Genomic DNA, 26745 nt, shown 5'->3' with positions numbered 1-26745 from the left:
TGTTCCGTTCTGTCCGCACCATTAGATCCCGGCCCACCGTGCCGCGGATCGGCGCGGGGTGGGGCCTTTCCCCAGTACCCGGGTACTGCCCGCGCCGGATGACCGGACCGGGGTCCCGGTCACTTCCCCTTCCGGCGGCCGAGGATTCCGGCGGGTTGCGCGTGATGGCCTGTGGGGAGCCCCGAGAACCCCTCGTGGCCCGTCGTGCAGGCCGGGAAGAAGCAGGGAAGAAAAGACCATGATCCACAAGCTGACCTCGTTCTCCACCCGACATCGATGGACGGTGGTCGTCCTCTGGACCCTGCTCGGCGCGGCCCTGAGTTTCGTGGGCAAGGCGATGATGTACGACGTCACCGATTCCCGGTCGGGCGACTTCCTGCCCAAGAAGTACGACTCGGCCGTGGCGCTGCGCATCGCCGAGGAGAAGTTCGGCACCAGGCCCGACCCCAACGCCCTGACCGTGCTCGTCGCCAGGGACGACGAGGCGAGGCTCACGGCGGACGACCAGCGGCGGATCGCCCGTGCCGGGGCCGTTCTTGGCCGGGAGCGGCTCACCGCGCCGAAGCCCGAACCGCTGATGAAGGACCATTCCCAGACGCCCCGGGTGGCGCCGGGCGCCATGGCCCCCGACCGGAGTTTCCAGCTCCTCACGGTGTCGCTCGACGGAAATCCCCAGGACCCCGGAGTCCAGGACGTCTACAAGGAATTCCGCGACACCGCGAAGAAGGAATTCGCGGAATCCGGACTGCGCGTCGGATTCACCGGCGGCATCGCCTCCACGGTGGACAACGCGGACGCGGAGGAGACCACCGGGAAAGTCGTCGGCGCGCTGACGACGGGCCTCATCGTCCTGCTGAACATCCTGGTGTTCCGCAGCCCGGCGGCCGCGTTCGTGCCGCTGGTCGCGGTCGCGCTGATCGGCGGTGTCGCCTCCGGAGCGGTGGTCGGCGCGGCGAAGCTCTTCGGCATCGACCTCGATCCGTCCACGCCCTCGCTGATCGGCGTCGTACTCCTCGGCATCGGCATCGACTACTTCCTCTTCCTGATGTTCCGGTTCCGCGAGCACCTGCGGAACCACCCCGGGCAGGACGCCCGGACGGCCGCGGCCGAGACGACCCGGCGGGTGGGCGGCGCGATCACGTCCGCCGCGCTGACGATCGTGGCGGCCTTCGCGACCCTGGGGCTCGCGAGCTTCGGACAGTTCCGGGTCCTCGGCCCCGCGATCGCGGTCTCCGTGCTCGTGATGCTGCTCGCCAGTCTCACGCTGATGCCCGCCCTGCTCGCCGTGCTCGGGCGCGGCATGTTCTGGCCCGCCCGCGCCTGGCGGAAGGAGCGCACCGGAGGCACCGCCGCCCGCCTGGGGCGCGCGGTGAGCGGCCGGCCGGTGCGGTACGCGCTCGGCGCCCTGGTGCTGCTCGGCGCGCTCGGCGCGGGCACGGTCGGCATCAAGATGAGCTACGACCAGCAGGGCCTGCCCGAGACCGCCGCGACCAGGACCGCCGAGCAGATCTCCCGCAGCCTGCCCGCCGGGGTCTCCGATCCGCACAGCGTCTACGTACGCGGCACCGACGGCACCGACATCACGGCCGGTTCGCTCACCGGCATGACACGGGCGCTCGCCAAGACGGAAGGGGTCGGCGAGGTGGGCAGGCCGGTGCTCAGCAAGGACCGCACGGCGGCACGCGTCGATCTGCTCCTGAGCGTCGAGTCCGACACGCAGCACGCCCGTGACCTGGTCTCGGGCCCCATCAGGGACACCGCGGCCAAGGCCGCGCCGCCGGGCACCGAGGCGTACGTCACGGGAACGGCCGCCGTCTTCGCCGACATCTCCACGGCGGTGGAGCACGACCTGCGCCTGGTGTTCCCGGTCGCGGCCCTGCTGATCGCCGTGATCCTCTTCCTGCTGCTGCGCTCCCTGCTCGCCCCCGTCGTCCTGATGATCGCCGTGGGCCTCGGGTTCCTCGCCACCCTGGGCGCGAGCACGCTGGTCTTCCAGCACGCCCTGGACCGGCCGGGCGTCTCCTTCACGCTGCCCCTGGTCCTCTTCCTCTTCGTCGTCGCCCTCGGCACCGACTACAACATCCTGATCACCGACCGGATCAAGGAGGAGATGGCCAAGCCGGTCGGGGCGCGGCACGCGGTGGCCGAAGCGGTGCGGCACACCGCGCCCGCCGTCGCCACGGCCGGCATCGTGCTCGCCGGTTCCTTCGCCGGTCTGGCCGCGAGCCCCGTCACCCTGGAACTCGGCTTCGCCACCGGCCTCGGGATCCTCCTCTCCTCGCTCGTGCTCTCCCTCGTCCTCGTGCCCGCGCTCGCCGCGCTCCTCGGCCGCGGCCTGTGGTGGCCGCGCAGGCAGGCCCGGACGACGCGGGACGACTACGGCATGCCGTCACCCCGAGCGACGCACGCCGACCCAGCGGTGGCGCACGCCAACACCGCTGCGACGCCAGCCTCTTGAGCTGCGCGCACGACGTGATCGACGCACACCGCGGAACAAGGCGCACCCGCGAACAAGGCGCACCCGCGAACAAGGCGCACCCCCGAACAACGCACACGCGAACAACGCACACCCCTTGAGCGACAAAGGACGTACATGAAGGCAACCACCACCACCCTGACCGCCCTGGGCCTCGCGCTGGCCGCCGCCGGGGCGACGGGATGCGCGACGAACGGCGGCTCCCCGGCGGGGGAGGACGGCTCCTCCGCGGCGCGGCGGACCACCGTCGTCTCCTCCTCCTCTGCCGAGCGGGCCCCCGCGATGAAGGGACTCGACCGCTTCTACCGGCAGCACCTCGACTGGGGACCCTGCAAGGACCCGTCGCTCGCCGAGAGCGGCACGCGGTGCGCGAAGGTCACCGTCCCGCTCGACTACGCGGCCCCCCAAGGCCCCACCGTCGCGCTGACCGTCTCCCGGGTGAAGGCCACCGGGCCCGCCCGGGAGCGGCGCGGCATCATCCAGACCAACCCCGGCGGACCCGGCGGCCACGGCCTCGACATGCCCGCGCGGCTGCGCGCCCACATGACCCCGAAGGTGGCAGCCGCCTACGACGTCATCGGCATGGACACCCGTGGCCTCGGCGAGAGTTCACCGCTCGACTGCGGTCTGAACGGCCTGTCCTGGATGCGCGGCACCGGCTTCGATCGCGCCGCGTTCGACCGGGTGGCGCGCAAGGCCGTCGACGACGCGCGCAAGTGCGACGCCGCGTACGGCGAGCGGCTGCGGCACTACTCCACGCGCAACATCGCCCGGGACGTGGACGTCGTGCGCGGCGCACTGGGCGAACGCAGGACGTCCTGGTTCGGCCAGTCGTACGGCACGTATCTCGGCGCGGTCTACACGCAGATGTTCCCCGGCCGGGTGGACCGGGTCGTGCTCGACAGCGCCATCGACCCCCGCGACTACGGCATCCGGATGACCCAGGCCATGGGCCCCGCCAACGAGGACGCCCTGGACGACCTGGCCCGCTGGGCCGCGCCGCGCGACGCGACGTACCACCTGGGCCGCACCCCGACCGCCGTGCGCGCCACCGTCGAAGGGCTGGTGAGGAAGGCGGCGGAGCGCCCGATCCGGATCGGCGGCGACCGGCTCGACGAGGAGACCCTGCCGTTCGTCCTCTACTTCCTGGGCACCGACGACCGCGACAACGCCGAGTACGCCGACACGCTGCGGCTCCTCGTCGACGCGGCGGCGGGCGAGCGGGTCGAGCCGTCGAAGAGCCTCGCGGGGCTGCTCGACGCCATGTTCCGCACCGGACCCGAGGAGACCGGCACCGGCCGGGACTACGCCCTCACCCTCGCCGTCCTGTGCGCGGACAACTCGATGCCCGGCGGTGACGGCGAGTGGTACCGCGAGGCCGTCGAGAAGGCCCGCCCGACCCAGCCGGTGTTCGGCCCCTTCCACAACGCGCCCATGCCGTGCGGCTGGTGGAAGCAGAAGTCGCCCGAACCGCTCACCAGGATCGGCAACTCCCTGCCGGTGCTCCAGTTGCAGGCCACCGGCGACACCCGCACCACCTACGAGCAGGGCCTCGGCATGCACAAGGCGATGCGCGGCTCCCGGCTGGTGACGGTGCCCGTGCGGACCCACGGCGTGTACGACTACCCCAACGCCTGCGCGCGCAAGGCCGTCGACGACTACCTGCTGAGCGGTGAACTGCCGAAGAAGGACCACACCTGCGCGCGTGACGAGCGGCGGAAGTAGCCCCCGCGTCAAGGGAGTCGGACGGCGCGAGGTCAGGGTCCGAAGCGCTCCCGCAGCAGCGCGGCCTCGGCGCTGTCCTCCGGCGCGGTCATGACGACCAGCTCCACCTGCTCCGGGCCGGGCAGCAGATAGCCGGTGTACGCGAGCGTCAGCGCGCCCGCCTCGGGGTGGTTGAGCCGCTTGTGGCCGGTGTTCGGGCCGCGCACCTCGTGCTCGTTCCAGGCGTCGTGGAACAACGCGCCGCCGTGCAGGGCGAGTTCGGCCAGCAGGGGCGCGTGGTCCGGGCGCCCGGCGAGGGCGTTGCGCAGGCGGTGGACATTGCCGCGCGCCACCGTCTCCCAGTCCGCGAACAGGTCGCGGGCCGCCGGGTCGCAGAGGGCGAACCACGCGAGGTTGCGGCGGTGCGGCGGCAGCGCGCCGAAGTCGGTCACGAGCCAGGCCGCCGCCTCGTTCCAGGCGAGGACGTCCCGCATCGGTCCGACCAGATAGGCGGGCCACACCGTCAGCCCGCGCAGCAGGTCGAGCGCCGTCCGGGGGACCTCGGGCACGGCGGGCGCGGTCGGCGGCTCGGCCCTGGCGGTGAGCCGGTGCAGATGGCGGCGGCCGTCCGCGTCCAGGCGCAGGGCGGTCGCCAGCGCGTCCAGGACCTCCGGCGACGGGCGCCGCTGACGGCCCTGTTCGAGGCGCGTGTAGTACTCCGGACTGATCCCGGCCAGCGTCGCGACCTCCGCCCGGCGCAGCCCCGTCAGACGCCGCCCCGCACCGCGCGCGAGACCGACGCACTCGGGGGTGAGCCGGGCCCGCCGGGTGCGCAGGAACCGGGCCAGCTCGGTCGGCGGGGCGGTCATGAGGGGAGTCTCCGGGGTGCCGTCATGGGTCCAGTGTCCGGCGTCGCGATCACCCGGGGCCACCCCTGGGGGTGGCCCCGGCAGGGCCACCCCCGCCGGGGAGCGCCCCCAGCGGTGTCTGGTGGCGGTCCGCCGCCGGGCGGAGGCTGCCGCCCATGAGCAACTCCGCGCCTCCACCCCGCACAGCCCTCCTCCCCCTGCTGGTCCTGAGTGCCGCCGCAGGCCTGGACGCCGGCAGCGTCGCCGTCCTGAACAGCGCGCTCCCGGCGATCGGCGGGGAGTTCGGGGCGCCGCCGCAGGCCCTGTCGTGGGCCGTCAGCGGATACGCCGTCGCCTTCGCCGGGCTGCTGCTCGCCGGGGGCGCCCTCGCCGACCGGTTCCCCCGGCGCCGGGTACTGGTCGCCGGACTGCTGACGCTGGCCGCGGGGACCGTACCCGCCCTCGCCGCCGGCGACTTCTGGCTGGTCGCGGCGGGCCGCGCGGTCCAGGGCGCGGGCGCCGCGATCACCCTTCCCGCGGCCACCGCCCTGGTCGCCGACCTCCATCCCGCGGGGCCCGCCCGCTCCCGGGCCCTCGGCGTGTTCGCCTCGGCGCAGGCGGGCAGTTACGGCGCGGGACTGGTCCTCGGCGGTGTCCTCACCGGGGTGGCGGGCTGGCGTCTCGTCTTCGCGGTGCAGGGTGCCGCGGCGCTGCTCACCGCGTACGCCGCGGTGCGCAGGCTGCCGGCCGGCGCACCGGACACCGGCCGCCGCATCGACGCCGTCGGTGGCTGCGCGCTGGTGGCGACGGTCGTCCTGGTCGTCCTCGGCGTCGACCTGATGGCCCACGGGGGCGGCGGTCGGCTCGTCGCGGCCGGTGCGCTGGCCGGTGCGGGGGCGGCCGGTGCGCTGTGGTGGCGGCGGGGCGGTGACGCGCTGCTCGACCGGACGCTGCTGCGGCTCGGCGCGGTGCGGACGTCGGCGCTCACCGCGGTGGCCTTCTACTTCTGCGTCAACGGCGCGCTCTTCTTCGTACCGCTGTATCTCCAGGACGTACGGGGGATGTCGCCGGCCGGGTCCGGGCTCGCGGTGCTGCCGGTGAGCGCCGCGGTGACCGCCACGGCGCTGGTCACCGGCCGGCTCCTGGAGCGGCTCGGGGGACGGGCGGTGCTCGCCGCCGGGCTGCTGCTGACCGGTGCCGGTGTCCTGCTCTGGTGCCTGACGAGCAGTCGGAGTCCGTACTGGTGGCCGGTGCTCGCGGGGCTCGTGGTGACCGGCGTGGGACAGGGCCTCGCCTATCCCGCGCTGACCGCGCTGGGCCTGCGGGACGTGCCGCGGGACCGGCAGGGCGCGGCCGCCGCGGTGACGGCCACCGCGCTGCAGATCGGCAGCGGACTGGGCCCCGCGGTCCTCGCCGGGGTGGCGTCCGCGGGCGCGACGGCGCTTTCGGGGCAGCACCTGGCCTTCGCGGCGGCGGCGGGCGCGGTGGCCGTGGCCGGGCTGGCGGTGGCGGCCGGGCGGGGGTCCGCCGCCGGGCCGGGGCCCGGCACCGGACAGGGCGGCGCGACCGGGCCGGGACCCGAGGCCCGGCCCGGTCGCACGACCGCGACGAAGTGACGGAGACGGAGTGGCGGCGGCGGAGTGCCGGCGACGGGGTGATCGTCGCGGAGTGCCGGCGACGGAGTGACCGTCGCGGAGTGACGGAGACGGAGTGAGTGAGACGGGGTGACGGAGGCGAAGTGAGTGAGACGGAGTGACGGAGACGGGATGGCGGCGACGAAGTGACCGTGCCGAAGTGGCGGCGGTGAAGTGACCGCGACGGAGTGGCTGCTACGAAGTGGTGACGACGGGGTGAGTGCGGCGAAGTGGCGGCGGCGGAGTGACGGCACCGAAGTGACGACCTCGAAGTGGTGACGGCGGAGTGACAGCACCGAAGTGACGACGGCGGAGTGACGACGGCGAAGTGACAGCACCGAAGTGACGACCTCGAAGTGGCGACGGCGAAGTGACGGCGACGGAGTGGCGACAGCGGAGTGACGACGGCGAAGTGACGGGGACGCGGTGGCGACGACGGAGTGCCCGTGCCCAAGTGACGGCGCCAAAGTGACCACATGGAAGTGACCGCGGCGAAGTGACGACGACGCAGTGACCGTGACAAAGCGCCCGTAGCGAAGTGCCCGGCGCGAACTGCCCAGCGCGAAGTGCCCAGAGCGGAGTGCCCAGAGCGGAGTGCCCAGCGCGAAGTGGCCGCGGCACAGTGACCGTGCCGTCGCGTCACACCGCGACCGACTCCTCCATCTCCTCTTCCCGCCCCTCCTCCCGGTCCCGGTCCCGCACCGCCGCGTGCCGTCCGGCCGGAGCGGGCGCGGCGCTCCGCCGCCCGCGCTCCCAGAGGCCCGCGACGGCGACGAGCAGCAGGCCGGCGACCAGCCACGCCGTCAGCGTCCAGACGTGCTGCCCCAGGTCGTGGCCGCCGAAGTAGAGGTGGCTGCGGATGCCCTCGACGAAGCCCGCGCCGTTCCAGAACGCGTGCAGCGAGCCGAAGAAGCCGTTCTGCAGCTCGGGCCGGAAGAGCCCGCCGGACGTCGTGAAGTTGAGCATCACGAAGAGCACCATCATCGCCAGCGTCGTCCAGCGCTTGAGGAACGTGTGCAGCCCCAGGCCGATGAACAGGACACCGGCCGAGTAGAGCCAGGACATCGCCCACACGCCCCACAGCCCCTGGTGCGCCAGGTGGAAGACCGGCCCCGCGAGTGCCGCGCCGATCAGGCTGACGGCGAGGGACACGCCCACGACGAGCCCGGCACGGGCCCGCATGCGCAGCCCGGCGCCCGCCGCGCCGAGCACCGCGACCGACGCGTACGAGCCGATGCTCACGGCGACGAGCAGGAAGAACAGACCCTGGCCCGTGGGGTCGTCGGAGACGGGCGGGGCCACGTCGGTGACCTGGAGCGGTGCGCCCTGCGCGGCCGCGACCGGCGTGAAGACCTTCTCCACGGCCATCGCGCTCATGTCGGAGCCCGCGGAGGCGACGATCAGCTCGGGCGACTTCGCGTCGGGCACGTAGGCACCGGCTATGTCGAGGGACCTGAGCGCGGCGGTGGCCTCGGCCCGCGTGGCGAGGCTCCTGACGTCCAGGGCGTCGCCCGCCTCGTCCTTGACGCCCTGCGCCAGAACCTGGCTCTGCGGTCCCGAACCGACGACGGCGACCGGCAGTTCGTGCGGCTCGGGCGTGACGAACGCGCCCATGTAGGCGAGGCCCATGCCCAGGCACATCAGCAGGGGCGTGACCAGGTGGACGAGGACGTGACGCAGCACGTCGCGCGGTCGGGGCGCGGGTTGCGCGGTGGCGGACATGGGGTCTCTCCGGATCGTTCTCGACAGCTGAGGGGCCTGCGGGGACGGCGGGCCGCCGCGGCCGGTCGGCAGATGGTTGGCATATACAACTCTTTACGGTGTTGTACTCTACAACCATTCGCGGAGAGGGAGAAATCGTGACCGATCGAGGCGGGTCCCCTTCCGGGGCCCGGGACGAGTCCATCGAGACCATTCAGCGGGAGATGACCGCGTTCGCCCGGCGGGCGCGCGCCACCGCCGCCCGGATGCACCCCGAACTCTCGCTCGTCTCCTTCACGTTGCTCAGCCACCTCGAGTACCAGGGCGGCTGCCGGGCCACGGATCTGGCGGCGCACTACACGCTCGACAAGTCGACGATCAGCCGGCAGGTGGGGTCGCTGGAGAAGGCCGGGCTCGTGGAGCGGCGGCTCGACCCGACCGATCACCGGGTGCATGTACTGCACCTCACGGACCGGGGTGTCGAGGTCCTCGCGCAGGTCGGCAAGGCCCGCAAGGTCGCGTTCGAGGACCGGCTCGCCGAGTGGAGCGGCCCCGATCTGGCGCGGTTCGCCGACTACCTGCTGCGCTACAACGAGTCCGCGCGGAGCGCCACCGGGGTCGAGTAGTCCGCCGGGGGCGAGGGGTGGGCCGGAGAGGTGGGCGGCAAAGATTGCACGATACGTATCGTCTCGCTTAGAGTCGTCACATGACCGCATCCCGGCCCGCCCACGTCGCCATGTTCTCGATCGCCGCCCACGGGCACGTCAACCCGAGTCTCGAAGTGATCCGCGAGCTCGTCGCCCGCGGCCACCGCGTCACCTACGCGATCCCGCACGCCTTCGTGGAGAAGGTCGCCGAGACCGGCGCCGAGCCCCGGCCCTACACCACGACGCTGCCCTTGCCCGACGCCGACCCGGAGGCGTGGGGCACCGAACTGATCGACAACATCGAGCCGTTCCTCACCGACGCGATCCAGGTCCTGCCGGAGCTGGCCCGCGCCTATGAGGGCGACGAGCCCGACATCGTCCTGCACGACATCACCTCCTATCCGGCGCGCGTCCTCGCCCGCCGCTGGGGCGTCCCCGAGATCTCGCTCTCGCCGAACCTGGTGGCCTGGGAGGGGTACGAGGAGGAGGTCGCCGAGCCGATGTACGCGGAGCTGAAGGCGAGCGAGCGCGGCCGGGCGTACTACGACCGCTTCACCGCCTGGCTCGCGGAGAACGGCATCACCCAGCACCCCGACCCCTTCGTCGGCCGGCCGCCGCGCTCGCTGGTGCTGATCCCCAGGGCGCTCCAGCCGAACGCCGACCGGGTCGACGGGTCCGTGCACACCTTCGTCGGCGCCTGCCAGGGCGACCGCGCCGCGCAGGGCGACTGGGAGCGGCCCGCGGACGCGGAGAAGGTGCTGCTCGTCTCGCTCGGCTCGGCCTTCACCAAGCAGCCCGACTTCTACCGGGCGTGCGTCGAGGCCTTCGGCGGCCTGCCCGGCTGGCACGTGGTGCTCCAGGTCGGCAGGCACGTCACCGCGGCCGACCTCGGGGACGTGCCCGCGAACGTGGAAGTGCGGGACTGGGTACCGCAGTTGGCGGTCCTGAAGAAGGCCGACGCGTTCATCACGCACGCCGGGGCGGGCGGCAGCCAGGAGGGGCTCGCCACCGCGACGCCGATGGTGGCCGTGCCGCAGGCCACCGACCAGTTCGGCAACGCCGACATGCTCCAGGGGCTCGGCGTCGCCCGGCACCTGCCCATGGCCGAGGTCACCGCGCGGACCTTGCGCGAGGCGGTCCTCACCCTGGTCGGGGACCCCGAGGTGGCCCGCAGGCTGGGGGAGATCCAGGCCTCGATGGCGGGGGAGGGCGGCACCCGGATGGCCGCCGATCTCATCGAGGAGGAGCTGGACAGGGCGCGGGCCGACCGGGCCCGACGTAACGCTCCGTGACGCGATTCGATAACGTCCCGGTCATTCGGTAACGCTCAGGTAACGCGGCACTGTGCTGGGAGGGCCATTGACTCGTCCCGAAGGGTTGACCGTTACCCCCGGTCAAAGGTTGCACGGGGCGGATCTTGTTCCTTGGGCGAACCCCTTCCTAGCGTGAGGTGAACTTTCGCCGAACGCCAGGAAGTTGACCCCCATGCGCCGAGACATACCGCCCCTCGCAGAGGTGCGCCGCATCACCCAGAAGAAGCGCGACGCGTGGTGGACCGTGTTGCTCGTCGACCCGGTCGCCACGCCGCTCGTGCGGCTCACCGCGATGCGTACGAGAATCACGCCCAACCAGATCACCTGGGGCGCGTTCCTCCTCGGCCTCGGCTCCGCCGCGTGCTTCGCGCTCGGCGAGTGGCGCTGGCTCGCCCTGGGCGCGGTGATCTACCACCTGAGCTTCATCCTCGACTGCATGGACGGCAAGGTCGCCCGGCTCACCGGGCAGGGCTCGGTCTTCGGTGCCTGGCTGGACTTCGTCTTCGACCGCATCCGCGTCATGGTGTGCGGCGTCGCGCTGATGGGCGGCCAGTACCACCGCACCGGCGACACCCTCTACATCTGGCTCGCGCTCGCCGTCGTCGCCCTCGACACCCTGCGCTACATCAACTCGCTGGAGATCTTCAAGATCCGCCACTCCATGCGCAAGCAGATCAAGGCGCGCATGCGGGCCGCCCGGCGCGCGCAGAACGAGGCGGAGCTCGCCTTCATGGAGGACCTGCTGCGGGAGAACCCCTCGGCGGACATCGAGCAGGACCTCCAGCGGGCCACGGACGAGGCCGACCGCGCCGTGCGGTCCGCCGAGGAGGCGGGTGCCGAGGGGACGGGCGCCGAGGGGCAGGCCGGTGCCGACGGGGAGACGGCACCGGCGCGCAAGGCGCAGGTGATCGACCTGCACCAGGAGTTCCGGCGGAAGTTCCCTGCCTACCTGCGGGTCCGGTCCTTCCTGCTGCGCCACCGCATCCGCGCGCACCTGGTGAGCGGAATCGAGTTCCAGATGGGCGTCTTCATGATCGGCCCGCTCTTCGACGTGGTGATGCCCGCGACGATCGTCTCCGGTGCGCTCCTTCTGGTGTTCGAACTCGCCATCATCTACAAGCTGTTGCTCTCGACGCGGGACTTCACGCGCACGATCGACTCCTTCGAGGAGCAGAAGATCGCCACCGCGGCCTAGCCGGACCGCGGCGCCGTCCGGCGCCGCACGGCCATCGAATTCACCGGGTTCGTCCCCGAACGCCGGGCGGACGGGAGCTCATCCCGTCCGCCCGGCGTTCGCGTGCAAGCCCGCCGCTGTTACCCGGAGTTGGGGGGTCTGTGACCCGGGATGTCCCGTTCCGTCGGCGCGGGGCCGATTTGTTATTACAGAACCTTGTTGAACAAGTCACAGCTGCATGTAGGTATTGATCTGCGCGCGTCAATCCGACAGGGTTTCGTCCCAACACCCGGAGATCTTCCGGACCTCAAGGGGTGCCGCAACGAACTTGTCGCCGCGGCGGGCCCTTGGGAAGACAGCTGAATACCCCCCACACATCCCCCCACAGACACCACGAGGAGACCCCTCTTCATGGCAACTCACAAGCGTGCCCGCACGATGAAGCTCACCGCCGCGATAGCCACCGCCGCCACCGCGGTCGGTGTCACCGTCTTCGCGACCTCCTTCGCCGGTGCGGCCACCCCCGCCGAGGGCAAGGTCTACGGCCTGGACGCCAAGGGCGCCGTCGCCGGCAGCTACATCGTGATGCTCGACGAGAAGGCCAGCAAGGACGCCAAGTCCGACCTCGCCAAGGAGTACGGCGGCGAGCTCAAGCGGAACTACTCCTCCGCGATCAACGGCTTCTCCGCCAAGGGCCTGAGCGAGACCGACGCCAAGCGTCTGGCCGCCGACCCGGCCGTCGGCAAGGTCGTCCAGTCGAAGAAGTTCAGCATCGACGCCACCCAGGACAACCCGCCGTCGTGGGGCCTGGACCGCATCGACCAGGCGGACACCGCCGGTGACAAGAAGTACACCTACCCCGACGCCGCGGGTGAGGGCGCCACCGCGTACGTCATCGACACCGGTGTCCGCGTCAGCCACAAGGACTTCGGCGGCCGCGCCACCTCCGGCTTCGACGCCGTGGACAACGACGACAACGCCGACGACGGCAACGGCCACGGCACCCACGTCGCCGGCACCATCGCCGGTGACGCGCACGGCGTCGCCAAGAAGGCCAAGATCGTCGCCGTCCGCGTCCTGGACGACCAGGGCTCGGGCACCACCGAGCAGGTCGTCGCGGGCATCGACTGGGTCACCAAGAACCACGAGGGCCCCTCCGTCGCCAACATGAGCCTCGGCGGCGGCGCGGACGAGGCGCTCGACGCGGCCGTCCAGAAGGCGATCGACTCGGGCGTCACCTTCGCGGTGGCCGCCGGCAACGAGTCGACCGACGCCTCCCAGGGCTCCCCGGCCCGCGTGAAGGACGCGATCACGGTCGCCTCCTCCACCAAGGACGACGAGCAGTCGGACTTCTCCAACTACGGCGACATCGTGGACATCTACGCCCCGGGCTCGGACATCACGTCCGACTGGAACACCGGTGACGACGCCACCAACACCATCTCCGGTACGTCGATGGCGACCCCGCACGTCGTGGGCGCCGCCGCCGTCTACGTCGCCGCCCACCCGGACGCCAAGCCCGCGGACGTCGCCAAGGCGCTGACCGACGGTGCGACCCCGGACAAGATCACCAACCCGAGCGAGGGCACGCCCAACAAGCTCCTGAAGGTCGTCGAGTAACCTCGCCGCCCCCTTGAGCCGCGGTCGTCGTGCCCACCCCCACGGGGCACGGCGACCGCTTTATCGTGTACGCATGGCGATCAAGACATACGCGGCGCTGCTGCGCGGCATCAACGTCGGCGGCCACAAGAAGGTGCCGATGGCCGAGCTGCGGGCGCTCCTGGAGGGGCTCGGCCTCGGCGGCGTACGGACGTATCTGCAGAGCGGCAACGCGGTCTTCACCGCCGACCGGGGCGGGGCGGACGCGCGCGCCGCGGAGGAGTCGCTGGCCACCGAGGTGGGGGCCGCGATCGAGGAGCGGTTCGGCTTCGCCGTGGACGTGCTGGTGCGCGACGGGGCGTATCTCGCGGCGGTCGCCGAGGCGTGCCCGTTCCCCGCGGCCGACCTGGAGCCCAAGCAGCTGCACGTCACCTACTTCTCCGCGCCCGTCGACGCGGACCGCTTCGCCTCCGTCGACCAAAAGGCCTTCCTGCCCGAGGAGTTCAGGCTCGGCGACCGCGTCCTGTATCTGTACGCCCCCGACGGCCTCGGCCGCTCCAAGCTCGGCGAACAGCTGTCGAGGCCCGCCCTGAACAAGGGCGTCGTCGCCACCAGCCGCAACTGGAACACCGTCACCCAGCTCGTGGAGATGACCCGTGGCTGACCGCACCCCCGCCGTCGAGGCCGCCATCGAGGGCGAGCTGCGCCTCCTGGACCCCGAGGTGCGCGCCTCGCCCGAGCTCTTCGGCGCACTGCTGCACCCCGAGTTCACCGAGTTCGGCGCCTCCGGCACCCGCTGGGACCGTGAGTCGATCGTGCGGGTCCTCACGGCGGGCCCCGAGCCCGGCGGGCGCCCCGTCACGACCCGTGGCATGCGGGGCGTCCAGCTCGCCGACGACCTGGTGCACCTGACCTTCGACACCGACAGCAACGGCCGCCGCGTCCACCGCAGTTCGCTGTGGCGGCGCACGGACGACGGCTGGCAGCTCTGGTTCCACCAGGGGACGCCGTTCACCGAGGGCTAGCCGCGACGGGGGGAGCCGCGGCGGGGGAGCGGGCCGATTGGCCCACCAGAGAGCCGTGTCAATGGCCCATTCTCCGTGCCACTTGCCTGGATAGTGTCGAGTCATGACGAAGCCGGACACCACCCCCGCGGCCCCCGCCGCCACCGCTCCGACCCGGGTCGACTTCTACTTCGACCCCGCCTGCCCCTTCGCCTGGATCACCTCGCGCTGGATCCTGGAGGTCGAGCGCCACCGCGACCTCGACCTCCGCTTCCACGTGATGAGCCTCTTCTTCCACAACGCCGGCAACGAACTCCCCGGCTGGTACCGCGACCTGGTCGACCGCTCGCTCGCCCTGACCCGGATCGCCGCGGCCGCCGCGGACCGGCTCGGCGAGGACGTCCTGCGCGACCTCTACACCGCCTTCGGCACGCGGATCCACCAGGAGAAGAACCAGGACTTCGCGGAGGTCGCCGCGCAGGCCCTGGCCGAGCTCGGGCTGCCGGGCGACCTCGCGGCGGCGGCGCACGACACGGCGTACGACGAGGTGCTGCGCCGCAGCCACGACGCCGGCAAGGACCCGGAGGCCGACGGCTACGTCGGTACGCCGACGCTCCACGTCGACGGCACCGTCTGGTTCGGCCCCGTGCTGCGCGCGATCCCGCGCGGCGAGGAGGCCGCCCGGATCTTCGACAGCTTCCGTGTCCTCGCGGGCCACCCGGACTTCTTCGAGCTCAAGCGCGCCCGCACGGGAGGCCTCGACTTCTCCTGAGCCCCGCCCGTCGGCCGCGTCAGCCGGCGTGCGGCGGGCCGGGGAGCCGCGAGGTGAGCTGGAGCGTGATCCTGCCGTTCTCCTCGGGCACCTCGCGCGTCTGCGTGAAGCCGAGGCGCTTGAGGACGGAGAGCGAGGGGGCGTTCTCGGAGTCGACGGTCGCGTGCACCTCGGCCAGGCCCAGGGCCTCGTGCCCGTACGAGGTGAGCAGCCCGGCCAGCTCCGTGCCGAGCCCCAGGCCCCAGCTCTCCCTGGTCAGGCCGTAGACGATCTCGTGCCCGTCGAGCCAGCGCTCCGGCGACGGCTTGATCTCGGCGTGCCCGACATAGCCCCCCTCGTACCGCACGGCCCACACGGGGAACCGCTCCTCCGCGTACACGAGACTGAAGATCCGCCCGAACAGCGCCCGGTCCTCCGCGGCACTCTGCATCCCGTCCCCGAACCAGCGCCCCACGGCCTCGTCCTGGAACAGCGCGACGAAGTCCGTCTCGTCGGCGGCTGTATAGGGCGCGAGACAGAGGCGTTCGGACCGCAGTTCGGGTGTCATCCGCGTGACGGTAAGGGGGCGGGGCCCGGCAGTGCAAGCGGTTTCGGCCACCTTGCGCGTCGCCCTCTCACCCCACCGTGCGCGGCAGCCCCATCGGGTTCGGGAACGGCAGGACGTCCGAGGCCAGGATGGAGCGGGCGGCCGGTTTCAGGGTGGTCAGGAGGGTGTCCGTCTCGGCGGTGGTCAGGGGGTGCAGCAGGCGGGAGGCGAGGCGGTCCGTGTCGTCCTCGATCAGCTCGCGTTCGGTGACGCCCAGGTCCGTGATGTGCCCCGCCGTGTCCAGCAGGCCGCGTCCGCACAGCCGGTCCACCGCGGCCGCCCACTCCTCCTCGGTCCAGCCCCGGTCCTGGCGGATCCCGCCCGGGTCGACGCGGCCGGTCGCGGCGGCCAGGACGAGGGCCTCCCGGGCGTCGAGGCCGTGGTCGGCGAGCGCCGCGACATGCGCGTCGCCGCGGAACTCGCGTACACAGGTGGCCAGTTGCCACAGCCGCTCGACCGGGTCGGTGCGGTCGGCGAGGTCGCGATTGGCGGCGAAGAGGGGACGGGCGAGCGCCGGGGCGTCCGCGACCACGGCCGCCAGCGGCACGTTCGCCTCGGCCGCCAGGGCCTCGACGTCCGGGACGAGGCGGCGCAGGGCGCTCGCCGAGAGGCGGGCGCGCTCCTCGACGACACGGGCCGGCGAGGCGTACTCCCAGGCCGACGGCAGGGCGCGCGCCACCATGCCCGGCGCGAAGACACCGAGCGCCGCCGCGGCGACGCCGGGGCCGACCCGGCCCATCGGCGCGGTGCGGGCGGCGAAGTACCCCATCCAGAAGCCCTTGAGTCCCACGGCCCTGCCGAGGCCGCGGCAGCGTTCCTCGAAGTAGGTCACCGCGTGCAGGGGTTCTGTCCGCAGCCACAGCGTGCGGGATCGGCTCGGGGTCATGAACCCACAAGCTAGGCCAGTGCGGGAATCCGCGCCAGAGGCGCAACGGGGCAGGTGCCAGGGGCAAGCGCCTCGTCGAAGCGCCGTACCAGCAACTGTGCCACCTCCGGCGCGGGACCGAGGACTTCGGCCAGTATGTCGGCGTCGGCGGCGCCCCGCGCGATCCGGTCGGGCAGGAAGCCGGGCGCCAGGACGTAGGGCGCGACGGCCACCCGGCGCACCCCGGGCACGGTGCGCAGCGCGCGCACCGCGTCCTCGGTGCGCGGCAGAGATGCGGAGGCGAACGCAGGCCGCACGGCGCACCAACCGGTACGCCGCCACTCCCGCGCGATTTCAGCGATCACTGCGATCGCCTCCGGGTCCGATGATCCCGCCGAGGCCAGCACGACCCCGGTCGAGGACTTGTCGGCGGGGCCGATGCCCGCCTCGTACAACCGCTGTTCCAGCGCGTCAAGGAGCAGCGGGGAAGGGCCGAGGACCGCCGCCTGCCGGATGCGCAGGGACGGCGGCGCGGCGCGCAGCACCGCCGGGATGTCCGCCTTCGCGTGGAAGGCGCGCGTCAGGAGCAGCGGCAGCGCCACCACGTCCCGTACGCCCTCCGCCGCGAGCCTCTCCAACACCCCTGACACCGTGGGGGAGTTGAAGTCGAGAAAGCCCGTCTCCACCCGCAGCCCCGGGCGCAGCGCCCGCACCCGGCCCACCAGCGCGTGCACGGTCGCGGCGTGCCGCGGATCGCGGCTGCCGTGGGCGATGACGAGGAGCACGGGACGGGGCCCGGCGGCATGTGACGGATGGCGCATGGGAGTTCAGCTCTTCACGAGGAGACCGCGGCTGCGCAGGACGCGCCGCTCCAGCGGACTGAAGATCAGCAGGTCGATGGCGATGCCGACGATCAGGATGAGGAAGATGGCCAGGAAGACCATGGACATGGAGCTGGCGTTGCGGCCGTTCTCCAGGAGCTGGCCGAGGCCCACGCCGAGGTCGGGCGAGGACGCGATGATCTCCGCGGCCATCAGCGAGCGCCAGGAGAACGCCCAGCCCTGCTTGAGGCCCGCGAGATAGCCGGGCAGCGCCGCGGGGAGCACGATGTGCCAGGTGTGCCGCAGCCCCGTCGCGCCGAGCGTGCGGCCCGCGCGCAGGAACAGCGGCGGCACCTGGTCGACGCCCGACACCAGGCCGTTGGCGATGGAGGGCACGGCGCCGAGCAGGATCACCGCGTACATCATCGAGTTGTTCAGGCCCAGCCAGATCACGGCCGGCGGCACCCAGGCCACCGAGGGCAGCGACTGGAGTCCGGACAGGATCGGGCCGATCGCCGCCCGTACGAAGCGCACCCGCGCCACGATCAGGCCGAGCGGCGTACCGATCGCCAGCGCGAAGAGGAAGCCGAGCAGACCGCGCGAGACCGACGTCCAGATGTAGTCCAGCAGGGTGCCCTGGCGCCACGCGGCGGACACCTCGTCCCACACCGCGGACGGCGAGGGCAGCTTCGTCGGGTCGTCGACGATCTTGAAGGAGACCAGCGCCTGCCACACCAGGAGGACCAGTACCACGGCGGTGAGCGGCGGCAGCACCTTCTGGACGAGCACCTGGCGCACGGGCGTGCGGGTGGGGCCCGCGCCGGACTCCAGCGCGTCGAGCCCCGCCTCCAGGCCCGCGAGGTCCTGCCCCTCCTTGGCCTCCTCGGCCTCCTCGACCGGGGCCGTCGTCTCAGTCCTTGCCATGGCGGCGGATCTCCCCACGCAGTTGTTCGGTGATCTCGACGGACAGCTCCGCGACGGCGGTGTCCTCGATGCGGCGCGGCTGCGGGATGTCGACCCGCCACTCGTGCGCCACCCGGCCCGGCCGCGACGACAGGAGCACGACGCGCTCGGCCAGGCGCACGGCCTCGCGGACGTTGTGCGTGACGAAGAGGACGGAGACGTTGGTCTCGCGCCAGATGCGGGTCAGCTCGTCGTGCAGCACGTCGCGCGTGATCGCGTCCAGCGCCGCGAACGGCTCGTCCATCAGCAGGAGCGGGCTGTCCTGGGCGAGGGCGCGGGCCATCGCCACGCGCTGGCGCATGCCGCCGGACAGCTCGTGCACCCGCTTGCGGTGGGCGCCCTGGAGCCGGACCAGTTCGAGCAGTTCCTCGGCCCGCGTGCGCCGCTCGGCCTTGGGGACGCCGCGCAGCTTCAGGGCGAGCTCGATGTTCTTGCCCGCGGTCAGCCACGGGAAGAGCGCGTGCTCCTGGAACATCAGGGCCGGGCGGCCGTCCGTCGTGATGGTGCCGTCGGAGGGCCTGTCGAGCCCGGCGACGAGGTTGAGCAGTGTCGACTTGCCACAGCCCGAGGCTCCCAGGAGGGTGACGAACTCGCCCGGCGCGACATCGAGCGTGATGTCGTCCAGGACGAGCTGGGGCCCGGCGGGACCGCCGAAGGACTTCGAGACGTGCTCGATCCGGGCGGCGGGCGCCGCCGCGTCACGGATGTCCTCCGCGGCCTTGGCGAGGGTGGTTGCCATGGTCGTCACCTCCTGGGAACTCGGCTGGGGATCGGGCTACTTGACGCCGAGGCCGGCGTCGTCGACCGGAGACTCGCCCGCGGCCTTCAGGACCTTGTTCAGCGGACGGAGGTCGTAGATGCCCTTGAGGTCGGGCTTCTCCAGGAGGCCGGCCTTGACCGCGTGGTCCGCCTCGGCGTCGAGCGTGGCGGCCAGCGGGTCGTTGGTCGTCTGGATGGACTTCCACGCCGGGTCGAGGACCTCGGCGGGCAGCGCCTTGCCGGAGTCGGCCTTCAGCCGGGCGTTCGCGGCCGCCTTCGCCTTGTCCGGGTTCTCCTTGATCCACGCGTTGGTCTTCACCGCGCCGCGCAGCACGGCCTCGACGACCTTCGGGTGCTCCTCCAGGAAGCTCTGCTTCACGATGATGTTCGTGATCACGAACTTCTTGTCCGGCCACAGGTCGGACTCGTCGATGAGGACCTTGCCGCCCTCGGCGACCAGCTTGGACGCGGTCGGCTCGGGCACCCAGGCGCCGTCGACGGAGCCGGACTTGTAGGCGTCCGGGGTGATCTTGTTGTCGGTGCGGACCACCGACACGTCGCCCTTGCCGCTCTGGGCGTCGACCTTCCAGCCCTTCTCGGCGATCCAGTTGAGGAAGGCCACGTCCTGGGTGTTGCCGAGCTGCGGCGTCGCGATCTTCTTGCCCTTGACGTCGGCCTCGGACTTGATCTTCTTCGGGTTCACCACGAGCTTCACGCCGCCGGAGGCCGAGCCGCCGATGATGCGCAGGTTCTTGCCCTGGGACTTGGTGTAGCCGTTGATGGCGGGCGACGGGCCGATCCAGCCGATGTCGATCGAGCCCGCGTTGAGCGCCTCGATCTCCGAGGGGCCTGCGTTGAACTGGGAGTACTTCGCCTCCGTGCCGCCCAGTTCCTTCTGGAACAGGCCTTCCTGGTTGCCGACCAGGGCGGTGGCGTGGGTGAGGTTCGGGAAGTACCCGATCTTCACGCTGTCGAGGCCCTCGATCTTCTTGGCGCCCGCCGCGACCTTGGACTTGTCGTCGTTCTTGTCCGCGTCGGAGCCGTAGCCGCAGGCGCCGAGCGCCAGGGCGAAGAGGGGCAGGGCCGCGAGGGCGGCGAGTCGGGTACGTCGTGCTGGCACGGGAGGCGGTCCTCTCGTTGGCCCGGTGCGCACGCGTCAGGGCGTGGCCGGGAGGTCGGCAGGTCTTCGTCTTCGCAGGGACACACCGCCGCACACGGGTACGGAGGTGCCCCCGCGGAAGGGGCGGGCTGGGGCGCGCAGGCAGTGCGCGTACGTCATCGCGCACATCGCGCGACCCCGCCCTGTCCGCTGCCGAGGGCGCCGCTGCCGATGCGGCCGCCCTCCTTCGCGAACGTCGCGAACACGTCTACGTAGGTCATGGTCAGAAGTCCCAGCCCTCGTCGTCCGCCGCAGGTCCGCTCTCCTCGGCGGCGGTGGCGAACGCGTCGCCCGCCATGCCCGCCGCGAGCGTCGTGCCGTCCGCCGGGTCGATCAGCAGGAAGGAGCCGGTGCGGCGCGAGTCGGCGTACGCGTCGAGCGCGAGCGGCTCGGCGGTGCGGACCTTCACGCGGCCGATGTCGTTGGCGACGAGCCGGCCGGGCTCCGGGTGCTGGGAGAGGTCGTCCAGGGTGAGCCGGGACGGGATCTCCTTCACGATCGCCTTGACCGTGCGGGTGGTGTGCTTGAGCAGCACCCGCTGGCCGACGGTCAGCGCGGTGTCGGCGACGTGGCAGACGGTCGCCTCGATGTCCTGCGTGGTCGGCGGGGTGTCCCCGCTCGGCACGATCAGGTCGCCGCGCGAGATGTCGATGTCGTCCTCCAGGAGGAGCGTGACGGACTGCGGCGTCCACGCCACGTCCACCGGCTCGCCCAGGAGGTCGATCCCGGAGATCTTCGAGGTCCGTCCGGCGGGCAGCACCGTCACGGACTCGCCGACCCGGAAGGTGCCGGCCGCGATCTGGCCCGCGTAGCCGCGGTAGTCGGGGTGCTCGGCGGTCTGCGGACGGATCACGTACTGCACCGGCAGGCGCGCGTGGCAGGAGGTCAGGTCGTGGCTGACCGGGACGGTCTCCAGGTGCTCAAGGACCGTCGCGCCGCCGTACCAGTCCATGTTCGAGGACGGCTCGACGACATTGTCACCGGCGAGCGCGGAGATCGGGATCGCGGTGATCTCCGGGACGCCCAGCTCGCTCGCGTACGCGGTGAACTCCTCGGCGATCCTCGCGAAGACCTTCTCGTCGTAGGCGACGAGGTCCATCTTGTTCACGGCGAGCACGACGTGCGGCACCCGCAGCAGCGCCGCGACGGCCGCGTGGCGGCGGGTCTGCTCGATGACGCCGTTGCGGGCGTCGACCAGGACGACCGCGAGGTCGGCGGTGGAGGCGCCGGTGACCATGTTCCGGGTGTACTGCACGTGCCCCGGGGTGTCGGCGAGGATGAACCGGCGGCGGGCCGTGGCGAAGTAACGGTACGCCACGTCGATCGTGATGCCCTGCTCGCGCTCGGCCCGCAGGCCGTCGGTGAGCAGCGCCAGGTCGGGCGCCTCGGCGCCGCGGCTGGCCGAGACGCGCTCCACGGCCTCCAGCTGGTCGGTGAGGACCGACTTGGAGTCGTGCAGCAGGCGCCCCACCAGCGTGGACTTGCCGTCGTCGACGGAACCGGCGGTGGCGAACCGCAGCAGGGTGGTGGCCGACAACTGCTCGGTGGAGAGCGGCTTGACCGGCTCAGTGGTGCTGTTGCTCATGGTTAGAAGTACCCCTCGCGCTTGCGGTCTTCCATCGCGGCCTCGGAGAGCTTGTCGTCGGCCCGGGTCGCGCCGCGCTCGGTGAGGCGGGACGCGGCGATCTCGGCGATGACGGCGTCCAGCGTCGTGGCGTCCGAGTCGACGGCGCCGGTGCAGGACATGTCGCCCACCGTGCGGTAGCGGATCAGCCGCTTCTCGACCTCCTCGCCCTCCTTGGGGCCGCCCCAGTCGCCCGCGGTCAGCCACATCCCGGAGCGCCGGAAGACGTCCCGCTCGTGCGCGAAGTAGATCTCGGGCAGCTCGATCCCCTCACGGGCGATGTACTGCCACACGTCCAGCTCGGTCCAGTTGGAGAGCGGGAAGACGCGGACGTGCTCGCCGGGCGCGTGCCGGCCGTTGTAGAGCTGCCACAGCTCGGGGCGCTGGCGGCGCGGGTCCCACTGGGAGAACTCGTCGCGCAGCGAGAACACCCGCTCCTTGGCGCGCGCCTTCTCCTCGTCGCGGCGCCCGCCGCCGAAGACCGCGTCGAACTTCTCGCTCTGGATCTTCTCGGTGAGCGGCACGGTCTGCAGCGGATTGCGCGTCCCGTCGGGCCGCTCGCGCAGCTTGCCCGCGTCGATGTACTCCTGCACGGAGGCGACGTGCAGCCGCAGCCCGTGCTCGGCGACGACCCGGTCGCGGTACTCGATGACCTCGGGGAAGTTGTGCCCGGTGTCGACGTGCAGCAGGGAGAAGGGGATCGCCGCGGGGGCGAAGGCCTTCAGCGCCAGGTGCAGCATGACGATCGAGTCCTTGCCGCCGGAGAAGAGGATCACCGGCCGCTCGAACTCGCCCGCCACCTCGCGGAAGATGTGCACCGCCTCGGACTCCAGGGCGTCCAGGTGGCTGAGCGAGTACGGGCTGTCGTCGCCCTCGCTGGTGCCCTCGTCGGTCACAGTGGCGACGGTCGTCATGAGAGACCCCTCTCGGTGAGCAGCGCCTTCAGGGCCGCCGCCGATTCCTGCACGGTCTGGTCCTGCGACTCGATGCGCAGATCGGGCGACTCGGGCGCCTCGTAGGGGTCGTCGACCCCGGTGAGCCCGGAGATCTCGCCCGCCGCCTGCTTGGCGTACAGGCCCTTCACATCGCGTACGGAGCAGACCTCGACCGGCGTGGCGACGTGCACCTCGAGGTACGCGGTGCCGCCCGTCTGGTGGCGCTTGCGCACCGCCTCGCGGCTGTCCGCGAACGGCGCGATCACCGGTACGAGCGCCAGCACGCCGTTGCGGGCGAGCAGTTCGGCGACGAAGCCGATCCGCTGCACGTTGGTGTGCCGGTCCTCGCGGCTGAAGCCGAGGCCCGCCGAGAGGAACTCGCGGATCTCGTCGCCGTCGAGCACCTCGACGCGGCGGCCCTCGGCGCGCAGCAGGCCCGCCAGTTCGTACGCGATGGTGGTCTTGCCGGCGCTGGGCAGGCCGGTGAGCCAGACGGTGGCTCCGGTGGTCACGTGGTTCTCCCGGGTGTCTTCCTGTGGCGCGGGCATCAGTGGATCCCGCACTCGGTCTTGGCGTTCCCGGCCCAGCGGCCCGCCCGTGCGTCCTCGCCCGCCAGGAGGCGGCGGGTGCAGGGGGCGCAGCCCACGGAGCCGTAGCCGTCCATCAGGAGCGGGTTGGTGAGGACGCCGTGCTCGGCGACGTACGCGTCGACGTCGTCCTGCGTCCAGCGGGCGATCGGCGACACCTTGACCTTGCGCCGCTTCTCGTCCCAGCCGACGACCGGGGTGTTCGCGCGGGTCGGCGACTCGTCGCGGCGCAGCCCGGTGGCCCAGGCGCGGTATCCGGTGAGCCCGTCCTCCAGCGGCTGCACCTTGCGCAGCTTGCAGCACAGGTCGGGGTCGCGGTCGTGCAGCTTCGGGCCGTACTGCGCGTCCTGCTCGGCGACGGTCTGACGCGGCGTCAAGGTGATGACGTTGACGTCCAGTACGGCCTCGACGGCGTCGCGGGTGCCGATGGTCTCGGGGAAGTGGTAGCCCGTGTCGAGGAAGACGACGTCCACGCCGGGCATGGCCCGCGAGGCGAGGTGGGCGACGACCGCGTCCTCCATGGAGGAGGTCACGCAGAACCGCGGGCCGAACGTCTCGGCGGCCCAGCGGAGGATCTCCAGGGGCGAGGAGTCCTCCAGGTCGCGGCCCGCCCGCTCCGCGAGCGCCTTCAACTCCTCGTCCGTGCGCTGTCCTTCGTCCTGAGTGGTCGTCATATCTCTTCCCTTCCACCGTCGGTGTGCCGAACCCCCCGGGCGAGCAGCCCGAGGAACTTCAGCTGGAAGGCTCGATTGCAGGCCGCGCATTCCCAGGCGCCGTGGCCGGTCTCATTCGGGCGCAGGTCCTCGTCGCCGCAGTAGGGGCAGTGGAACGGGGCGGCACGCTCGCTCACTTGAGGTCCTCCTCGGCGGCGCGGGCCACCCAGGTGGCGAACCGCTCGCCGCCCTCGCGCTGCGCCTGGAAGCGCCGGACGACCCGCTCGACGTAGTCGGGCAGCTCGGTCGCGGTGACCTTCAGGCCGCGGACCTTGCGGCCGAAGCCGGCGTCCAGACCGAGGGCGCCGCCCAGGTGTACCTGGTAGCCCTCGACCTGGTTGCCGTCGTCGTCCAGGACCAGCTGGCCCTTGAGGCCGATGTCGGCGACCTGGATGCGGGCGCAGGCGTTGGGGCAGCCGTTGATGTTGATGGTGAGCGGCTCGTCGAACTCCGGGAGGCGGCGCTCCAGTTCGTCGATGAGCGAGGCGCCGCGCGCCTTGGTCTCGACGATGGCGAGCTTGCAGAACTCGATGCCGGTGCAGGCCATGGTGCCGCGCCGGAAGGGGGAGGGGCTGACCCGCAGGTCCAGCGACTCCAGGCCCGAGACCAGCGACTCGACCTGCGACTCGTCGACGTCGAGCACGATCATCTTCTGCTCGGCGGTGGTGCGGACGCGGCCGGAGCCGTGCGCCTCGGCGACCTCGGCGATCTTCGTGAGGGTGGCGCCGTCCACGCGGCCGACGCGGGGCGCGAAGCCGACGTAGAAGCGGCCGTCCCGCTGCTTGTGGACGCCGAGGTGGTCGCGCCAGGTGCCGGCCGGCTGCTCGGGCGCGGGACCGTCGACGAGCCTGCGCTTGAGGTACTCGTCCTCCAGGATCTGCCGGAACTTCGCCGGGCCCCAGTCGGCGACGAGGAACTTCAGGCGGGCGCGGGTGCGCAGCCGGCGGTAGCCGTAGTCGCGGAAGATCCCGATGACGGCGCCGTACACGTCGGGCACCTCGTCGAGCGGCACCCAGGTGCCCAGGCGCACGCCCAGCTTGGGGTTGGTGGAGAGGCCGCCGCCGACCCACAGGTCGAAGCCGGGGCCGTGCTCGGGGTGGTGGACGCCGACGAACGCGACGTCGTTGATCTCGTGCGCGACGTCCAGCTGCGGCGAACCGGAGACGGCGGACTTGAACTTGCGCGGCAGGTTCGAGAAGTCGGGGTTGCCGATGAAGCGGCGCTGGATCTCCTCGATGGCGGGGGTGCCGTCGATGATCTCGTTCTCGGCGATGCCGGCGACCGGCGAGCCGAGGATGACGCGGGGCGTGTCGCCGCAGGCCTCGGTGGTGGAGAGTCCCACGGCCTCCAGGCGCCGCCAGATCTCGGGGACGTCCTCGACGCGGATCCAGTGGTACTGGATGTTCTGCCGGTCGGTGAGGTCGGCGGTGCCGCGCGCGAACTCCTGGGAGATCTCGCCGATGACGCGCAGCTGCTCGGTGGTCAGGCGCCCGCCGTCGATGCGGACCCGCAGCATGAAGTACTCGTCGTCCAGCTCCTCCGGCTCCAGGATCGCGGTCTTGCCGCCGTCGATCCCGGGCTTGCGCTGGGTGTAGAGGCCCCACCAGCGCATCCGCCCGCGCAGGTCGTTCGGGTCGATGGAGTCGAAGCCGCGCTTGGAGTAGATCGTCTCAATGCGTGTCCGCACATTGAGACCGTCGTCGTCCTTCTTGAACTGTTCGTTCCCGTTGAGCGGAGTGAAGTGCCCGGCGGCCCACTGACCTTCGCCGCGGTGACGGCTCGCCTTGCGGCGGGGCGTGGCTGGGGCGGGCTTCTCAGGCGTGGTGGGCATGGTTGTACGTCCTTCGGGGCAGCGGAAAAGCGGCTCTGACCTGCGGATATGGCACACGTCCGCGAAATGTGGGGACATGCGGGGGCGTGCGCGCGGCGCTGCGCAGGGAGGGAGGTGGGGAAGATCGTCGATCAGATGTGCGGCGGTGCTGAGTCGATCAGCAGGCCGGACACATGGCGCTGGACATGCGGCCGAGGTCGACGTGACGCCGACTCACCAAGGCAATTCCAGTGCGATCCATGCCGGAAGCGTGTCACGGGACTTTCGGCCCAGTCCAGCATTATCCAAAATGCGGACACCCTTGTCCCGTATCGTGGACAAGGGTGTCGTCGGTCACAGCGGGTCCGCGAGGGCTCCGCGGGCCCGGAACAGCGGGTCAGTCGCGGTCGGCCCCCGGCCACGGGCCCGGGTTCGGAACGTCCGCTTCCTGCTCGACCTTCGTGTCGAAGAGCGTGAAGCCGCGCCGCAGGTAGTTGTCCATGGCGTGCTCGCCGTCCTTGGAGCAGGTGTGCAGCCAGACCCGCTCGGTCGGCGCGAGACCCGGCCACCGCTCGGCCAGGTCCCAGGCGCGCGCGACGCCGTGCGAGAGGAGGTGGCCGCCGATGCGGCGCCCCCGGAAGGCGGGGAGCAGCCCGAAGTAGACGATCTCCACCACGCCCTCGGCCTGGTCGCCCCGCTCGCCGCGCGCCGCCAGCTCCACGTACCCAGCGGGCGTGCCCCTGTCGTAGGCGACCCAGGTCTCCACGCCCGGCCGGTCGAGCAGCTTCTGCCACTCGGCGTAGGTGAGGGCCAGGCGGTCCGTCCAGCGGATGTCCCCGCCGACGGACGCGTACAGGTACCGGCTGTACTCGGGGGAGGGGACCTCGGCGCGCACGATCCGTACGTCGCCGTCGGGCGCGGCGGCCGGGAGCAGATCGGTGCGGGCCGTCTGCTCCAGGGACCAGGTGGTGACAGTGATGCTCATGGGGCTCAGAGAATCACGGGCCGGGCCCCACCGCGCGGCCGGGTGCGAGGGCCTGCCCCGCAGGCG

General features: G+C 71.9%; 26 protein-coding genes. 10 read left to right on the top strand and 16 right to left on the bottom strand.

The window, feature by feature from the left end; all coding sequences use genetic code 11:
* The first annotated feature begins 238 nt into the window (after positions 1 to 238).
* Together AB0L89_RS11475 and AB0L89_RS11470 are read left to right on the top strand one after the other, a co-directional pair.
* Entirely contained in the window at positions 239 to 2458 is a 2220-nt protein-coding gene (locus tag AB0L89_RS11475; RefSeq protein WP_365138073.1) for an MMPL family transporter, read from the top strand.
* 135 nt (positions 2459 to 2593) lie between these two features.
* The gene (locus AB0L89_RS11470) at positions 2594 to 4201 is read left to right on the top strand and encodes an alpha/beta hydrolase (RefSeq protein ID WP_365138070.1); all 1608 of its coding nucleotides are present in this window, start codon (positions 2594 to 2596) and stop codon (positions 4199 to 4201) included.
* Between the two features lie 32 nt (positions 4202 to 4233).
* On the opposite strand, the gene AB0L89_RS11465 is transcribed toward AB0L89_RS11470, so the two are convergent.
* Positions 4234 to 5049 (bottom strand): helix-turn-helix transcriptional regulator, encoded by an 816-nt coding sequence (locus AB0L89_RS11465; RefSeq protein ID WP_365138067.1) that lies wholly within the window; start codon positions 5047 to 5049, stop codon positions 4234 to 4236.
* Positions 5050 to 5204: 155 nt separating this feature from the next.
* Between AB0L89_RS11465 and AB0L89_RS11460 the strand changes: the two genes are divergently transcribed.
* Positions 5205 to 6644, top strand: a complete 1440-nt coding sequence (locus AB0L89_RS11460) for an MFS transporter (RefSeq protein WP_365138064.1) — start codon at positions 5205 to 5207, stop codon at positions 6642 to 6644.
* A gap of 657 nt (positions 6645 to 7301) precedes the next feature.
* Here AB0L89_RS11460 and AB0L89_RS11455 read toward each other — a convergent pair.
* Positions 7302 to 8384, bottom strand: coding sequence for a hypothetical protein (locus AB0L89_RS11455; protein WP_365138061.1), 1083 nt, complete (start codon positions 8382 to 8384; stop codon positions 7302 to 7304).
* 203 nt (positions 8385 to 8587) lie between these two features.
* On the opposite strand from AB0L89_RS11455, the gene AB0L89_RS11450 reads away from it, so the two are divergent.
* The 7 genes from AB0L89_RS11450 to AB0L89_RS11420 all read left to right on the top strand — a co-directional run bounded on the left by AB0L89_RS11450 (position 8588) and on the right by AB0L89_RS11420 (position 14872).
* Positions 8588 to 8989 carry a MarR family winged helix-turn-helix transcriptional regulator gene (locus AB0L89_RS11450; protein WP_365138566.1) on the top strand — a complete coding sequence of 134 codons (402 nt, stop codon included), beginning with the start codon at positions 8588 to 8590 and terminating at the stop codon, positions 8987 to 8989.
* An 80-nt stretch (positions 8990 to 9069) separates the two neighbouring features.
* Positions 9070 to 10302: a macrolide-inactivating glycosyltransferase gene (gene mgt, locus AB0L89_RS11445; RefSeq protein ID WP_365138058.1), complete on the top strand. Its 1233-nt coding sequence runs from the start codon at positions 9070 to 9072 to the stop codon at positions 10300 to 10302.
* A gap of 193 nt (positions 10303 to 10495) precedes the next feature.
* Complete coding sequence (locus AB0L89_RS11440; RefSeq protein ID WP_365138055.1) at positions 10496 to 11518, top strand: CDP-alcohol phosphatidyltransferase family protein; 1023 nt, start codon at positions 10496 to 10498, stop codon at positions 11516 to 11518.
* 390 nt (positions 11519 to 11908) lie between these two features.
* Positions 11909 to 13117, top strand: a complete 1209-nt coding sequence (locus tag AB0L89_RS11435; protein ID WP_365138052.1) for a S8 family serine peptidase — start codon at positions 11909 to 11911, stop codon at positions 13115 to 13117.
* Between the two features lie 73 nt (positions 13118 to 13190).
* Positions 13191 to 13760 (top strand): DUF1697 domain-containing protein, encoded by a 570-nt coding sequence (locus AB0L89_RS11430; protein ID WP_365138049.1) that lies wholly within the window; start codon positions 13191 to 13193, stop codon positions 13758 to 13760.
* Complete coding sequence (locus AB0L89_RS11425; RefSeq protein ID WP_365138046.1) at positions 13753 to 14121, top strand: nuclear transport factor 2 family protein; 369 nt, start codon at positions 13753 to 13755, stop codon at positions 14119 to 14121. Before AB0L89_RS11430 ends, AB0L89_RS11425 begins: the two co-directional genes overlap by 8 nt.
* 103 nt (positions 14122 to 14224) lie before the next feature.
* Positions 14225 to 14872, top strand: coding sequence for a DsbA family protein (locus AB0L89_RS11420; RefSeq protein WP_365138043.1), 648 nt, complete (start codon positions 14225 to 14227; stop codon positions 14870 to 14872).
* A 19-nt stretch (positions 14873 to 14891) separates the two neighbouring features.
* Here AB0L89_RS11420 and AB0L89_RS11415 read toward each other — a convergent pair whose 3' ends face one another.
* From AB0L89_RS11415 to AB0L89_RS11350, 14 genes are all read right to left on the bottom strand, one after another.
* Positions 14892 to 15419 (bottom strand): GNAT family N-acetyltransferase, encoded by a 528-nt coding sequence (locus tag AB0L89_RS11415; protein WP_365138040.1) that lies wholly within the window; start codon positions 15417 to 15419, stop codon positions 14892 to 14894.
* Between the two features lie 67 nt (positions 15420 to 15486).
* On the bottom strand, positions 15487 to 16344 hold the full coding sequence (locus AB0L89_RS11410; protein ID WP_365138037.1) for a hypothetical protein: 858 nt from the start codon (positions 16342 to 16344) through the stop codon (positions 15487 to 15489).
* 11 nt (positions 16345 to 16355) lie between these two features.
* A complete protein-coding gene (locus tag AB0L89_RS11405) occupies positions 16356 to 17144 on the bottom strand; it encodes a sirohydrochlorin chelatase (RefSeq protein ID WP_365138034.1) in 789 nt (262 codons plus the stop codon).
* Positions 17145 to 17150: 6 nt separating this feature from the next.
* Positions 17151 to 18068, bottom strand: a complete 918-nt coding sequence (locus tag AB0L89_RS11400; RefSeq protein WP_365138031.1) for an ABC transporter permease — start codon at positions 18066 to 18068, stop codon at positions 17151 to 17153.
* The gene (locus AB0L89_RS11395; protein ID WP_365138028.1) at positions 18055 to 18846 is read right to left on the bottom strand and encodes an ABC transporter ATP-binding protein; all 792 of its coding nucleotides are present in this window, start codon (positions 18844 to 18846) and stop codon (positions 18055 to 18057) included. Before AB0L89_RS11395 ends, AB0L89_RS11400 begins: the two co-directional genes overlap by 14 nt.
* A 36-nt stretch (positions 18847 to 18882) precedes the next feature.
* Positions 18883 to 19986 (bottom strand): aliphatic sulfonate ABC transporter substrate-binding protein, encoded by a 1104-nt coding sequence (locus AB0L89_RS11390; RefSeq protein ID WP_365138025.1) that lies wholly within the window; start codon positions 19984 to 19986, stop codon positions 18883 to 18885.
* A gap of 262 nt (positions 19987 to 20248) precedes the next feature.
* On the bottom strand, positions 20249 to 21610 hold the full coding sequence (locus tag AB0L89_RS11385) for a GTP-binding protein (RefSeq protein WP_365138022.1): 1362 nt from the start codon (positions 21608 to 21610) through the stop codon (positions 20249 to 20251).
* 2 nt (positions 21611 to 21612) lie between these two features.
* On the bottom strand, positions 21613 to 22563 hold the full coding sequence (cysD, locus tag AB0L89_RS11380; protein ID WP_365138019.1) for a sulfate adenylyltransferase subunit CysD: 951 nt from the start codon (positions 22561 to 22563) through the stop codon (positions 21613 to 21615).
* Positions 22560 to 23132, bottom strand: coding sequence for an adenylyl-sulfate kinase (gene cysC, locus AB0L89_RS11375; RefSeq protein WP_365138016.1), 573 nt, complete (start codon positions 23130 to 23132; stop codon positions 22560 to 22562). The genes cysD and cysC overlap by 4 nt, the downstream gene beginning before the upstream one ends.
* On the bottom strand, positions 23132 to 23845 hold the full coding sequence (locus AB0L89_RS11370; RefSeq protein WP_365138013.1) for a phosphoadenylyl-sulfate reductase: 714 nt from the start codon (positions 23843 to 23845) through the stop codon (positions 23132 to 23134). Before AB0L89_RS11370 ends, cysC begins: the two co-directional genes overlap by 1 nt.
* Positions 23842 to 24021, bottom strand: a complete 180-nt coding sequence (locus tag AB0L89_RS11365) for a hypothetical protein (protein ID WP_365138010.1) — start codon at positions 24019 to 24021, stop codon at positions 23842 to 23844. The genes AB0L89_RS11370 and AB0L89_RS11365 overlap by 4 nt, the downstream gene beginning before the upstream one ends.
* Positions 24018 to 25715 (bottom strand): nitrite/sulfite reductase, encoded by a 1698-nt coding sequence (locus AB0L89_RS11360; RefSeq protein WP_365138007.1) that lies wholly within the window; start codon positions 25713 to 25715, stop codon positions 24018 to 24020. The genes AB0L89_RS11365 and AB0L89_RS11360 overlap by 4 nt, the downstream gene beginning before the upstream one ends.
* Positions 25716 to 25872: 157 nt before the next feature.
* Positions 25873 to 25956 carry a putative leader peptide gene (locus tag AB0L89_RS11355; protein ID WP_320591900.1) on the bottom strand — a complete coding sequence of 28 codons (84 nt, stop codon included), beginning with the start codon at positions 25954 to 25956 and terminating at the stop codon, positions 25873 to 25875.
* 135 nt (positions 25957 to 26091) lie between these two features.
* Positions 26092 to 26679 (bottom strand): GNAT family N-acetyltransferase, encoded by a 588-nt coding sequence (locus AB0L89_RS11350; RefSeq protein ID WP_365138004.1) that lies wholly within the window; start codon positions 26677 to 26679, stop codon positions 26092 to 26094.
* Between the last annotated feature and the right edge of the window lie 66 nt (positions 26680 to 26745).

This window comes from Streptomyces sp. NPDC052114 (assembly GCF_040680155.1).
Taxonomy (GTDB): Bacteria; Actinomycetota; Actinomycetes; order Streptomycetales; family Streptomycetaceae; genus Streptomyces.
Note: the sequence above shows the minus strand (reverse complement) of the source record. Positions and strands in the feature narration are given on the sequence as shown.